The sequence below is a fragment of the Salinifilum aidingensis genome, from assembly GCF_054782015.1.
This window is the reverse complement of the sequence record NZ_BAAGTH010000007.1, coordinates 142,079-154,919: the sequence shown is the minus strand read 5'-3', so window position 1 is coordinate 154,919 and position 12,841 is coordinate 142,079. Positions and strand designations below refer to the sequence as shown.

12 protein-coding genes are annotated in these 12,841 nt (G+C 73.5%); 9 read left to right on the top strand and 3 right to left on the bottom strand.

Going from position 1 to position 12,841, the window contains the following annotated elements:
• The first annotated feature begins 48 nt into the window (after nt 1-48).
• Together ACYVJE_RS11615 and msrB are read left to right on the top strand one after the other, a co-directional pair.
• Nucleotides 49-342, top strand: a complete 294-nt coding sequence (locus tag ACYVJE_RS11615; RefSeq protein ID WP_459159062.1) for a hypothetical protein — start codon at nt 49-51, stop codon at nt 340-342.
• Between the two features lie 211 nt (nt 343-553).
• Complete coding sequence (msrB, locus tag ACYVJE_RS11610; RefSeq protein WP_459159061.1) at nt 554-976, top strand: peptide-methionine (R)-S-oxide reductase MsrB; 423 nt, start codon at nt 554-556, stop codon at nt 974-976.
• Between the two features lie 87 nt (nt 977-1,063).
• On the opposite strand, the gene hemQ is transcribed toward msrB, so the two are convergent.
• The 3 genes from hemQ to hemE form a co-directional block, all read right to left on the bottom strand.
• The gene (gene hemQ, locus ACYVJE_RS11605) at nt 1,064-1,759 is read right to left on the bottom strand and encodes a hydrogen peroxide-dependent heme synthase (RefSeq protein WP_459159060.1); all 696 of its coding nucleotides are present in this window, start codon (nt 1,757-1,759) and stop codon (nt 1,064-1,066) included.
• A 108-nt stretch (nt 1,760-1,867) separates the two neighbouring features.
• Complete coding sequence (hemG, locus tag ACYVJE_RS11600; RefSeq protein WP_461144437.1) at nt 1,868-3,286, bottom strand: protoporphyrinogen oxidase; 1,419 nt, start codon at nt 3,284-3,286, stop codon at nt 1,868-1,870.
• Nucleotides 3,283-4,365, bottom strand: coding sequence for a uroporphyrinogen decarboxylase (gene hemE, locus ACYVJE_RS11595; RefSeq protein WP_459159058.1), 1,083 nt, complete (start codon nt 4,363-4,365; stop codon nt 3,283-3,285). The genes hemG and hemE overlap by 4 nt, the downstream gene beginning before the upstream one ends.
• Nucleotides 4,366-4,583: 218 nt before the next feature.
• Here hemE and ACYVJE_RS11590 point away from each other — a divergent pair, with 218 nt between their 5' ends.
• From ACYVJE_RS11590 to ACYVJE_RS11560, 7 genes are all read left to right on the top strand, one after another.
• Complete coding sequence (locus ACYVJE_RS11590; RefSeq protein WP_461144436.1) at nt 4,584-5,147, top strand: DUF3000 domain-containing protein; 564 nt, start codon at nt 4,584-4,586, stop codon at nt 5,145-5,147.
• 523 nt (nt 5,148-5,670) lie between these two features.
• A complete protein-coding gene (locus ACYVJE_RS11585) occupies nt 5,671-6,387 on the top strand; it encodes a response regulator (RefSeq protein WP_459159056.1) in 717 nt (238 codons plus the stop codon).
• A gap of 76 nt (nt 6,388-6,463) precedes the next feature.
• On the top strand, nt 6,464-7,708 hold the full coding sequence (locus ACYVJE_RS11580; RefSeq protein WP_461144435.1) for an HRDC domain-containing protein: 1,245 nt from the start codon (nt 6,464-6,466) through the stop codon (nt 7,706-7,708).
• 168 nt (nt 7,709-7,876) lie between these two features.
• Nucleotides 7,877-9,124 carry a thiolase family protein gene (locus ACYVJE_RS11575; protein ID WP_461144434.1) on the top strand — a complete coding sequence of 416 codons (1,248 nt, stop codon included), beginning with the start codon at nt 7,877-7,879 and terminating at the stop codon, nt 9,122-9,124.
• Nucleotides 9,121-11,253 (top strand): 3-hydroxyacyl-CoA dehydrogenase NAD-binding domain-containing protein, encoded by a 2,133-nt coding sequence (locus tag ACYVJE_RS11570; RefSeq protein WP_461144433.1) that lies wholly within the window; start codon nt 9,121-9,123, stop codon nt 11,251-11,253. Before ACYVJE_RS11575 ends, ACYVJE_RS11570 begins: the two co-directional genes overlap by 4 nt.
• 393 nt (nt 11,254-11,646) lie before the next feature.
• Entirely contained in the window at nt 11,647-12,516 is an 870-nt protein-coding gene (locus tag ACYVJE_RS11565; RefSeq protein ID WP_459159949.1) for an SPFH domain-containing protein, read from the top strand.
• 2 nt (nt 12,517-12,518) lie between these two features.
• Nucleotides 12,519-12,761 carry a type II toxin-antitoxin system antitoxin gene (locus tag ACYVJE_RS11560; protein ID WP_459159052.1) on the top strand — a complete coding sequence of 81 codons (243 nt, stop codon included), beginning with the start codon at nt 12,519-12,521 and terminating at the stop codon, nt 12,759-12,761.
• Nucleotides 12,762-12,841 lie beyond the last annotated feature (80 nt).

The window sequence follows — 12,841 nt, the reverse complement described above, 5'->3', positions numbered from 1 at the left end:
GGCGCTGCGGCATCCCGCCCGGACACCACCCTGCGTTACTGTGAGGCGATGGGACGGCGTTGGCAGGATCCCGCCGAGCAGTTCGCCACCGAGCTGGAAGGGCTGGACCACGACGACCCCGAGGTGCGCGCGTTCGCCGCGCACCTGCAACGCATGCACCACACGTACTCGCGCGCCACCGTCGAGGACATGCTGCGGGGCGTGGACGATTTCGCCGACCACGCCAACCGGGCCCAGGGGCACCGCCGCGTGGTGGTCGTGCTCGTCGTCGGGTTGATCCTGCTCGCGGTGGCGGTGACCGTGTGGAACGCGCTCGTGTACATGGCCCAGACGTTCCTGTGACCCCCGCGCCTGGTGACCCGCGCATCGGCACCGCACGACCTGGCCTCGCGCGCCTGCGGCACCGCGTTCCGCGGCTCGCGGCCACCGCTCCGCCGGCGGTGGCTCCCCGGCGAGCGCCGGCTTCCGCGGAACCTCCCCGGCGCCCGCTCGGCGAGCGGTCGTGCACCGCCGGCCGCGGCGTGCGGGGAGTCGCTCCTATTAACGTGGGGGCATGGATTCGGAGACCCGCAACGCCGCCACGAGCAAGTCCGAGCAGGAGTGGCAGCAGCAGCTGTCCCCCGACGAGTACGCGGTGCTGCGCAACGCGCACACCGAACCGCCGTTCTCCGGCGAGTACGTCGACACCGAGACCGAGGGCGTGTACAGCTGCCGCGCCTGCGGCGCGGAGCTGTTCCGCAGCGAGACCAAGTTCGAGTCGCACTGCGGCTGGCCGTCGTTCTACGATCCCGCGCGCACGGACGCCGTGATCCTGCGCCAGGACCGCTCGATGGGCATGGTGCGCACCGAGGTGCTGTGCACGAGCTGCCACAGCCACCTGGGGCACGTCTTCGAGGGCGAGGGCTTTCCCACGCCCACCGACCAGCGGTACTGCATCAACTCGGTGGCGCTGAGCCTCGAACCGGCGCAGCGGTGAGGCAGCGGTGGACGCGGCGCCTCCGCCGCGTTCACCGGTCAGTCGCGCGCACCGGCCACCGCCGCCGAGCCGGGACCGGGGGTTCCCTCAGGCCAGGCGCTGGACGAGGTCCCCGATCGCCACGCGGCGACCGGTGTAGAACGGGACCTCCTCGCGCACGTGGCGTCGCGCCTCGGTGTAGCGCATCCGCCACATCAGGTCGACCACGCGGTGCGCCTCGTCCGCCTCGAACGCCAGCACCCACTCGTAGTCGCAGAGCCCGAAGGCCGGCACCGTGTTCGCCCGCACGTCCGGGAAGTCCCGCGCCTCCTTGCCGTGGTTGGCGAGCATCGTGCGCCGCTCGTCGTCCGGCAGCAGGTACCACTCGTGGGAACGCACGAACGGGTAGACGCACACGTAGTCGCGCGGTTCCTCGCCCGCGAGGAACGCCGGGACGTGGCTCTTGTTGAACTCGGCGGGGCGGTGCAGCGCCGTCACGCTCCACACCGGTTCGGAGCACCCGCCCAGCGCGGTGCGGCGCCGCAGACCCGTGTAGGCGTCCTGCAGGGCGTCGAGTTCACCGGAGTGCCACCAGACCATGAAGTCCGCGTCCGCGCGCAGGCCGGAGAGATCGTAGACGCCGCGCACGGTCACGTCCGACTCCGCCAGGGAGTCCAGGTAGTCCTGCGCGTCCTTCGCCGCCTGCTCCCGGTTCTCCGGCAGCGTTCCCTGCTCCACCCGGAACACCGACCACATGGTGTAGCGGATCGTGCTGTTGAGCTCCTCGTAGTTCAGCCGCGCCATGCGACCATCGTCCCACCGCGCGCGCAGCGGGCGTCGCGGCCCCGGCGGGATCCCCGCCGAAATCACAGCCCGGGCCGGGTCACGGCAAGGGGACACCCGGCGCGCGGGTCAGCCCGCGACGCGGTCGCGCACGAGCGCCCGGGCCGCGCGCTCCCCCGCGGACGCGCACGCGGGCACGCCCACACCGTCGAGCCAGGAGCCGGCGATTTCGAGCCCGTCGAGCTCCGCCACCCGGTGCCGCACCGCGGCCACGAGGTCGGCGTGCCCCGCGCCGTACTGCGGCAGCCCGCCGCCCCAGCGCACGACCGCGGTCTCAACCGGCTCGGCGTGCACACCGGCTACCTCGGCCAGGTCACCGCGGACGCGGCGCACGAGCTCGGCGTCGGTGAACCGCAGCTCCGGATCGCTCTCGGTGCGACCGATCGACGCCCGCAGCAGCGGTTCCCCGCGCGCGCCGCGCAGGTGCGGCCACTTCACGCTGGAGAAGGTGAACGCCTTCGCGGTGAACGGCGTCCCGTCGGCGTGCCGCTCCCCGCGGGCGATGAGCACCCCGGAGCGCTCCGGCAGGACCGCGCCGGGCGGCAGGGCGAGGCCCACGAGCACCATCGACGCCAGGGCGATGCCGCTCAGCTGCCGGGCCGCCTCCTCGGCGACCCCCTGCAGCAGCCGCGCGGCCGCCGGCGCGGGGACGGCGAGCACGACGCCGTCCACCTCCACGTGCTCGCCCCGCGGCGCGGGGCCGCTCTCCAACTGCCACCCGGTCCCGGTCCGCCGCAGGCCGCGCACCGCGGTGCCGAGCTGCGCGGTCGCCGCGGAGGCGGTGCTCAGCCGCTCGAGCAGCTGCTGGTAACCGGTGCGCAGCGCACCGAACACGGGGCCGGGGCGCGGTTGGCCGCCCGCGGTGCTCGACCCGGCCGCGCGCGCCGCGGCCTCGGTGATCGTCCGAGCTCCGGCGTCGAGGGCGCCGGCCAGGGCGGGCATGGTCGCGCGCAGGCCGAGCCCGTCGGCCCCGCCGCCGTAGACCCCGCCGAGCAGCGGGTCGACGAGCCGGTCGACGACCTCGTCGCCGAGGCGCTCGCGCAGCAGCGCGCCCGCCGGGACGTCGGAACCGTCCCAGGGCACCGGCGGCAGTTCGGACTCGGCCCGCACCGCCGCCGCCCCGGCTTCCGAGAGCACGTCGCCGACCGCGTCCGCGGAGGTCGGCACACCCATGAACGTGCCCCCGGGGATCGCGCGGGTGGCGCCGTCGGCGCGGATGAGCGAGGACGCCCCGCTGGGGTGCACGACCTCCTCGCGGATGCCGAGCTCCGCGGCGAGGTCGAGCACTTCGGGGCGGCGCGCGAGGAACGCCTCCGCGCCCAGGTCGAGGTACCCGCCGGCCAGCGGCACGGTGCGCAGCTTGCCGCCGATCCGATCCGCCTGGTCGAACAGCAGCAGCTCGGCGCGGGGCCCCAGTTCGGCCCGCAGCCGGTGGGCCGCGGTGAGCCCGCTGATCCCGCCGCCGATGATCGCGATGCGCGGCGTCACCGGGCCGTCTCCGCGTGCACGAACTCGACGATCCTGCTCAGCACGTCCGGATCGGTGTCCGGCAGGACGCCGTGGCCGAGGTTGAGCACGTGCCCGCCGGCGGCCGCGCCCTCGGCCAGCACGCGGCGGACCTCCTCGCGCACCACGTCCCACCCGGCGAAGAGCACCGCCGGGTCGAGGTTGCCCTGCACCACGGGCGCGCGCCAGGTCGGTTCCGCTTCCTGCAGGCGGCGCGCCGCCTCGTCCAGCGGGACGCGCCAGTCCACGCCGACCACGTCGGCGCCGGCCGAGCGCATCGCGCCCAGCAGCTCACCGGTGCCGACGCCGAAGTGGATCTTCGGGATGTCGGTGACGTCGGCGAGCTCGGCGAAGATGCGCCGCGAGTGCGGCAGCACGTACTCGCGGTAGTCCCGCAGGGACAGCGCCCCCACCCAGGAGTCGAACACCTGCAGCGCGTCGATGCCGGCGTCGACCTGCACGCGCAGGAAGGCGAGGGTGCTGTCGACGAGCCTGGTCATGAGTTGGTGCCACACCTGGGGCTGGCCGTGCATGAGCGCCTTGGTGCGTTCGTGGTTGCGGCTCGGCCCGCCCTCGACGAGGTAGGAGGCCAGGGTGAACGGTGCGCCCGCGAACCCGATGAGCGGCGTGGTGCCGAGCTCGCCGAGCAGCGCGGTCACCGCGTCCCGCACGGGGGTCACCTGCTCCTCGGCCAGCACCGGCAGCCGGGCGACGTCCTCGCCGGTGCGCACCGGCGACTCCACGACCGGCCCGGTGCCGGGGACGATGTCGAGCTCGACACCGGCGGCGTACAGCGGCAGGACGATGTCGCTGAACAGGATGGCCGCGTCGACGCCGTGGCGGCGCACCGGCTGGGCGGTCACCTCGCAGACCAGTTCCGGGGTGAGGCACGCCTGCAGCATCGGCACGCCCTGGCGCACGCGCCGGTACTCGGGCAGCGAGCGGCCGGCCTGGCGCATGAACCACACGGGGGTGCGGCTGGTGCGCTCACCGCGCGCGGCGGCCAGCAGCGGGGCATCGGCGAGGTCCCGGCGAGCGGAGGCCGGAGCGGGATTCGTCATCGGGGACACGTCCGTAGTCGATGTCGGGGTGGCAGCGCCGTCGGAGGCGGCGGAGCACCGTTCTTCCGACCATCGTCGCACGCCGGAGATCGAGATCGTCGGCGCGGCCGGGACCCGCCGGGGGGCTGCGGCGCGCCCGCCGGGGTGGCGACGAAGATCAGCACCGACTCGGCGTGGCGGCGACAGCGCGCACGGTGCATCCCCGTAGAGTCCCCGGAGTGACGGAGATGTCGGAGGCTGAGGAGTACTTTCGGCAGGCGGTGACCGCGTTGTTGTCGCCGCCGGTGCGCGCCGAAGTCGCGTGGGCCGAGATCACGCCCCCGAAACGCCTGGCCCCGTGGAGCTACGCCCTGCGCGCCGAGGCCACCGGACCGGCCGAGGAGCAGGCGACCGCGCGGCTGGTGCTGCTCTACGACCCGGAGGGGCAGCAGGGCTGGGACGGTCATCTCCGCCTCGCGTTGTACCTGCTGGCCGAGCTGGACCCGGAGCTGGCGGCGGACCCGCTGCTGCCGACGGTCGGGTGGTCGTGGCTGACCGATGCGCTGGAGGAGGCGCAGGCGTCCCACCGCGCGCTGGGCGGGACGGTGACGCTGACGTCGTCCTCCCGCTTCGGCGCGATCACCGGCCCGGCGCGCAGTCACGACCTGGAGCTGCGCGCGTCGTGGACGGCTCCGGACGCGCACCTCGAGCCGCACGCGCGGGCTTTCCACGCGCTGCTGGGGTACGCCAGCGGTCTTCCGCCGGAGGGCGTGGTCATGCTCGGCCGCCACACCGACGGGTAACGGCGGCACCCGGCCCGGCGGAGGCGGAACTCCCAGCACCGCAGCGGGCCCGGCACCGCAGCAGGCCCGCCGCCCCAGCAGTACCGAGGAGCACCGCGGCGCGGCGGACGCCCGCGGGAAGTGACCGCTCGTGCTCCGGGGGCGACCGGTCGGGCTCCGGGATCGAGACGCGGCGCGTCACGAACCGCGGTGGGGCGCGTCCCCTCCGCGGGAGCTGCCGCTCCGCCGGATGCCCGGGGAATCTCGTTGTGCGCGCAAGATCCTGTGATGAGCGTATTGTTGTATGTCGATCGGCCACGAAACGGCGTTAACAAAACACCGGGAGATCACCTGAAAGCGCGAACTCGTGCCGATCTCGTCACAACTCGATCGGGATACATACCCGATTGATCGTCCCACTGACCCGCTTGGGCGGTTACGCTTCCCCCGACGACACCACTTTCGGTCGATCAGTGGCGCGGCTGATTGGTCGAGAGTCCCGGTGCCGGTCGGGGGGCACGACCGACTCCAGGGAGGTAGTGACGTGGCTGCCGTCGGCTTAGGTCAGGCCGCTCGTTCCACGCCGGCCGGCGCGTTGCCGGCCAACATGGTCCCGCACCCGCGGGAAGAGCTGTTCACGGTGCTCGTGGTGGACGACCACCCACTGCTCCGGGAGGCCATATCCTCCCGGCTGTTACAGATGGGTGCCGGCACGGTGCACGAGGCCGCATCGATGGCCGAGGCGAGAGCGCGAGCTCTGGCCACCGGTCCGTGCGACCTCGCGATCCTCGATCTCGGACTCCCGGACGGGACCGGTATCGAACTGGTCACCGAGCTCCGCGGCCAGGGATGGCCGCGGATCGTGGTGCTCGCCTCCTCCGACGACCCCTACGCGGTGCGGGCCGCGTTCCAGGCAGGCGCTCAGGCCTACCTGCTCAAGTCCGCCTCGCCGATGGTCGTCACCGACGGGGTGCGGCGGGTGCTCGACGGGGGTGTGTACGCCGATCCCAGCGTGGCTCCGGTGCTCGCCGCCGGCACGCGCGTCCCCGGGACGGACAACACACCGCGGGAGCTGTCCGCCCGCGAGGTCGAGGTCCTCCAACTCGTGGCCGACGGCCGGTCGAACAAGGAGATCGGCGAAGCGCTCAACCTGTCCGCGCTCACGGTGAAGAGCCACCTGTCGCGGATCGGGCGCAAGCTGGGAACCGGGGACCGGGCGCAGATGGTCGCGTTGGCCATGCGAGCCGGCGTCATCCGCTGACTCGTGGCACATCGAACCCGACGGACCGAGGGCACGGCCCCACGGGAGCCGACCGAACACGTAAAGTCTGGTCACCGTGGAAGCTGCTTGCCCCGAGTCCGTCGGGTCCGGCCCCGCCGAACCCGCTGAACCCGAACCGCTGCTCGAACCGGCCGACGGGGTCCCACCGGTGACCGACACCGTGGAGGCCCTGCACACGGCCGCGCACGCACTCGCCTCCGGCACGGGACCGGTCGCGGTCGACACCGAACGGGCCTCCGGGTACCGGTACTCGCAGCGCGCCTACCTCGTGCAGCTCCGCCGCGCGGGAACGGGCACGCTGCTGGTCGACCCCGTCGCCCTGGCAGGTGAGTTGCACCCGCTCGTCTCGGCCCTGCGCGGAACCGAGTGGATCCTGCACGCCGCTTCGCAGGACCTCCCCTGCCTGGCGGAGCTCGACCTGCACCCGCAGCGGCTGTTCGACACCGAACTCGCCGGGCGCCTGGCCGGCTACGAGCGCGTCTCGCTCGGCGCGCTGGTCGAGCGCGTCCTGGGCCACCGCATGGAGAAGGGCCACGGCGCGGCGGACTGGTCCCGCCGCCCCCTGCCCCGCGACTGGCTCGTGTACGCGGCGCTCGACGTGGAGATGCTCGTCGAGCTGCGGGCGGCGATGCGCGCCGAGCTGGAGCGCCAGGACAAGCTCGCCTGGGCCGAGCAGGAGTTCGAAGCGGTCCGCACCGCCGAGCCCGCGCCGCCGCGCGCGGAGCCGTGGCGGCGCACCTCCGGAATCCACAAGGTGCGCGGCCGGCGGGAGCTCGCCGCGGTCCGCGCGCTGTGGCAGGCGCGCGACGAGTACGCGCAGCAGCGCGACATCGCTCCCGGCCGGGTGCTGCCGGACTCCTCGATCGTGCGGGCGGCCCGGGCGAACCCCGCGACGGAGGCGGAGCTCACCGCGCTGCCGGTCTTCGGCGGCCGGCAGCAGCGGCGCCGCGCGTCGCTGTGGCTGCGCGCGCTGCGCAGCGCGCAGCGGCTCGGCGAGGAGGAACTGCCCGCTCCGGCGAGCGGCGGTGACGGACCGCCGCCGGCGAACCGCTGGTCGGACCGCGACCCGGAGGCCGCGGCGCGGTTGACGGCGGCCCGGTCAGCGCTCAACGACATCGCCGAGCGCTTCGCACTACCGGTGGAGAACCTGCTGCTGCCGGAGTCGGTGCGCCGGCTGTGCTGGCAGCCGCCGCAGCAGCGGGACGCGGCCGGGATCGCCGGGTGGCTGCGCGCGAGCGGCGCCCGCGAGTGGCAGGTCGAACTCACCGCGGCGGCGCTGGCGCGGGCGTTGGGCGAGTAGCGCTCCGAGCGGGTGTGCGAAACCCCACGCCCCAGGTGGTTACCAATGAGTAATCAGCGCTAGAGTGCGGTTACCGGCTGGTAGCTCAGGATCGCCACCGCGGCCCCCGCGGCGTCGACGCTCCGGCCGGCTCGCCAATGTTCACCCACATCGAGTGAGGAGCACGCCGTGGCCGCACCAGCGTCGGCGAACGCCGACAGCCGCAGCCGCCCGAACCGGGCCGCGGCACGGGATGTGGTCTTCGTCGACGGTGTCCGCACACCGTTCGGCAAGGCCGGCGACAAGGGCATGTACGCCCAGACCCGTGCCGATGACCTCGTGGTCAAGGTGATCCGCGAACTTCTGCGACGCCATCCGGACATCCCGCCGGAACGCGTCGACGAGGTGGCCGTCGCCGCCACCACGCAGATCGGTGACCAGGGGCTGACGATCGGACGCAGCGCGGCCCTGCTGGCCGGGCTGCCGAAGTCCGTGCCGGGCTTCGCCATCGACCGCATGTGCGCCGGTGCCATGACCGCTGTGACCGCGGTGTCCAGCGGCATCTCCTTCGGCGCCTACGACGTCGCGATCGCGGGCGGCGTCGAGCACATGGGCAACCACCCCATGGGCGAAGGCGTCGACCCCAACCCGCGCTTCGTCTCCGACGACCTCGTCGACACCTCCGCCCTGGTGATGGGGTCCACGGCCGAGAACCTGCACGACCGGTTCCCCGGCATCACCAAGGAGCGCACCGACGCCTACTCCGTGCTCAGCCAGCAGCGCTACGCGGAAGCGGCGCAGGCGGGCAGGTTCGAGCAGGACTTCGTGCCGGTCGCCACCCGCTCGGACAGCGGCTGGGGCCTGGCGACCGCGGACGAGCAGCCGCGGCCGGGCACCGACCTGGACTCGCTGTCCGGCCTGAAGACCCCGTTCCGCCCGCACGGGCACGTGACCCCGGGCAACGCCGCCGGGCTCAACGACGGCGCCACCGGTTGCGTGCTCACCGGTGCCGACACTGCCGAAGAGCTGGGGCTGCCGGTCGGCATGTACCTGGTCGGCTACTCCTTCGCCGGCGTCGAACCGGAGGTCATGGGCGTCGGTCCGGTCCCGGCCACCGAGAAGGCCCTGCAGCGGGCCGGGCTGGGCATCGACGACATCGGCCTGTTCGAGATCAACGAGGCCTTCGCCGTGCAGGTCCTGGCCTTCCTGGACCACTTCGGCATCGATCAGGACGACCCGCGGGTGAACCCGTGGGGCGGCGCGATCGCCTGCGGCCACCCGCTGGCCTCGTCCGGTGTCCGCCTCATGACGCAGCTGTCCCGGCACTTCGCCGAGCACCCGGAGGTCCGCTACGGCCTGACCACCATGTGCATCGGCTTCGGCATGGGCGGAACCGTCATCTGGGAGAACCCGAACTACCGCGGAGGTGACCGGTGACCGTCACCAACGACAACGCGACGAGCCGCACCAGCGGCGACTTCGCCGCGCTCTTCCCGAACGAGGTCGTCACGCACGCCTGCACCCGCCTGGTCGACGCGCCGGGCCTGGACCGCCCGCTGGCGCTGGTCACGGTGGACAACGGCCACGACCACAAGCGCCCGTCCACCTTCGGACCCGGCGGCCTGGCCAGCCTCGACGCGGCCCTCGACGAGGCCTTCGCCGCCGAACCGGCCGCGATCGCCGTCACCGGCAAGCCGTTCGTCTTCGCCGTGGGCGCCGACCTCGACGGCATCGCGGAGATCACCGAGCGCGAGCACGCCCACGCGGTGGCCCAGGGCGGGCACGACGTCTTCCGCCGGCTGACCGAGTCGTCGGTGCCGACGTTCGCCTTCGTCAACGGCGCGGCGCTCGGTGGCGGGCTGGAGCTCGCCCTGTCCTGCCACTACCGCACCGTCTCGGCCGCGGCGGGCACGATCGCCTTCCCCGAGTGCTTCCTCGGGCTCTTCCCCGGCTGGGGCGGCACCCAGCTGCTGCCGAACCTGATCGGCGCGGACAACGCGGTCACGGTCATCGTCGAGAACGCGCTGAACCAGAACCGCATGCTCGACCCGAAGAAGGCCCGCGACCTGGGCGTCTTCGACGAGCTGCTGGACAGCGCCGACTTCCTCGAGCAGTCGGTGCGCTGGGCCGCGCGGGTGGTCACCGGGGAGCACGCGGTGCAGCGCCCCGAGATCGACCGCGGCCAGGCCTGGGACGACGCCGTGGCCCGCGCCCGCGAGATCGTGCGGAGCAAGACCTCCGGCGCCGCGCCCGGGGTGAACGAGGCCGTCGAGCTCATCGAGCAGGCCCGGCACAACGACCTCGACGCCGGCTACGCCGCCGAGACCGAGGGCCTGGCCGACGCGCTGATGACCGATGAGCTCCGGTCCGGCCTGTACTCGTTCGACCTGACGCAGAAGCGCGCCAAGAAACCGGCCGGCGCGCCGGACAAGTCCCTGGCGCGCAAGGTGACCAAGGTCGGCGTCGTCGGTGCCGGGCTCATGGCGGGGCAGCTGGCGCTGCTGTTCGCGCGCCGCCTGCAGGTGCCGGTGGTCCTCACCGATGTCGACCAGGCGCGCATCGACAAGGGCGTGGCCTACGTCCACGGCGAGATCGACAAGCTCGCCGAGAAGGGCCGCGTGTCGCCGGAGCAGCGCAACCGGCTCAAGGGCCTGGTCCAGGGCTCGCTGGACAAGGCGGCCTTCGCCGACGCCGACTTCGTCATCGAGGCCGTGTTCGAGGAGATGTCGGTCAAGCGGACCGTCTTCGCCGAGCTCGAGCAGCACGTCGGCCCGGAGGCGGTGCTGGCGACGAACACCTCCTCGCTGTCGGTGACCGAGATGGCCGCCGAGCTCGCCCACCCGGAGCGCGTCGTCGGCTTCCACTTCTTCAACCCGGTGGCCGTGCTTCCGCTGCTCGAGGTCGTCCGCGCCGAGCGCACCGACGACGCGGCGCTGGCGACGGCGTTCGACGTGGGCAAGAAGCTGAAGAAGTCCTGCGTGCTCACCGCCGACGCACCGGCCTTCGTCGTCAACCGGGTGCTCACCCGGTTCCTCGGCGAGGTCATCGCCGCGGTGGACGAGGGCACCCCGTTCGAGGAGGCCGACGCGGCGCTGACGCCGCTGGGCCTGCCGATGACGCCGATGGAGCTGCTCGAGCTCGTCGGCCCGGCCGTGGCGCACCACGTGGCCGGGACGATGCACGCGGCCTACCCGGACCGGTTCGGCCTGTCCGAGAACCTGCGCCGCTTCGTCGAGGGCGGGCACACCGGCGTGTGGAGCACCGACGAGTCCGGCAACCGCGTGCTCGACCCGGCCGTGGCCGCGCTGTGGAAGCAGGGCGAGACCCCGTCGACGGCGGAGCAGGTGCGCGAGCGCGCGCTGCGCGCCGTGGCCGAGGAGGCCCGGATCATGCTCGACGAGGGCGTGGTGACCGGGCCCCAGGACCTCGACCTGTGCATGCTGCTCGGCGCCGGCTGGCCGTTCTGGCTGGGCGGCATCACGCCCTACCTGGACCGCTCGGGCATCGCCGAGGCCGTCACCGGCAGGCGGTTCCTCAGCCCGGGGGAGGCGTCCGTGCCGCGGTGACCGCACTGCGCTGAGCACCGGGCCGGGGCGGCGCGGCGCCCCGGCCCGGTGTCGTTCGCGGACCGGTGCCGTTCGGCCCGGTGGTGCGGCCCGGGGCCGCGCGCGACGCGCATCCGGTTCGGATGCTCGCACCTCCTCCCGAAAAGTGATATCACTGCGCTATCCTTGGGGTGGTTGCTCGGGAGGGACCTCCCGAGATCGGACAGCGCGGCGTGCTCCCGGCGGAGCGCAGCCCGCACCCGCGGGGCCGGCACGCGGCAGAACGGAGCGAACATGACGACCGGGACTGAAACCGGAACCGGGACCGGCACCACGGGCGAGGCCGGGGTCACAGGCGAGGCCGGCACCACGGGCGAGGCCGGGCCCCCGAGCCACGAGCGCCGCACCCGCGCGATGGGCGGGTGGGGCGTGCTCGGCGCCGTGCTGCTGCTCGTGGTCGCCGCGGCCGCGATGTACGTGCTCGGCGGCCTGAGCCTCGCCGCGTCCGGCGGCTCCGCCGCGGGCGTCGTCCTGCTCGTGGCCGCCAGCGCCGCCCTCGTGCTGGGAGTGGTCCTGCTCGCCGGGCTGACCGCTGTCGCACCGGGCGAGGCGCGCGTGCTGCAGCTGCTCGGCCGCTACGTCGGCACGCTGCGCACCGACGGCCTGCAATGGGTCAACCCGCTGACCACGCGGACGAAGATCTCCACCCGCGTGCGCAACCACGAGACCGGCACCAGCAAGGTCAACGACGCGGACGGCAACCCGATCGAGATCGCCGCCGTCGTCGTGTGGAAGGTCGCCGACACCGCGCAGGCGATGTTCGACGTGGACGACTTCGAGGAGTTCGTCGGCACCCAGACCGAAACGGCCGTGCGGCACATCGCCAACAGCTACCCCTACGACGCGCAGGGCCGCGACCGGCTGTCCCTGCGGGACAACGCCGACGAGATCACCTCCCGCCTGTCGGGCGAGGTGGCCGAACGCGTGGAGCAGGCGGGCGTGCGCATCATCGAATCCCGCATCACCCACCTCGCCTACGCCCCGGAGATCGCCTCGGCGATGCTGCGCCGGCAGCAGGCCGATGCCGTGGTGGCGGCGCGGCAGCGCATCGTCGAGGGCGCCGTCGACATGGTGGACTCGGCGCTGACCCGCCTCACCCGCGACGGGGTCGTCGAACTGGACGAGGAGCGCAAGGCCGCGATGATCAGCAACATGCTCGTGGTGCTCGTCGGCGACCACGACACCCAACCGGTCGTGAACACCGGCTCGCTCTACACCGGGTGACCGTGGCCTCCGAGCGGAAGAAGGTCCTGCTGCGGTTGGACCCGGCCGTCCACGACGCGCTGGCCCGCTGGGCGGCCGACGAGCTGCGCAGCACCAACGCCCAGATCGAGTTCCTGCTGCGCAAGGCGTTGAGCGATGCGGGACGCCTGCCCGCGGGAACCGGGGCGATGCGCCGGCGGGGCCGGCCATCCAAGTCGGAGGCGGACGGCGGGACCGCCGCCGAGGAGTCGGCCGAACCCGATTGAGCGAACGGTACCGGGTCGCGGACACCGCGAGCGCGGCGACGGCCCGGTTCCGCTCACCGCAGCACCGGTGCCGGTCGCGG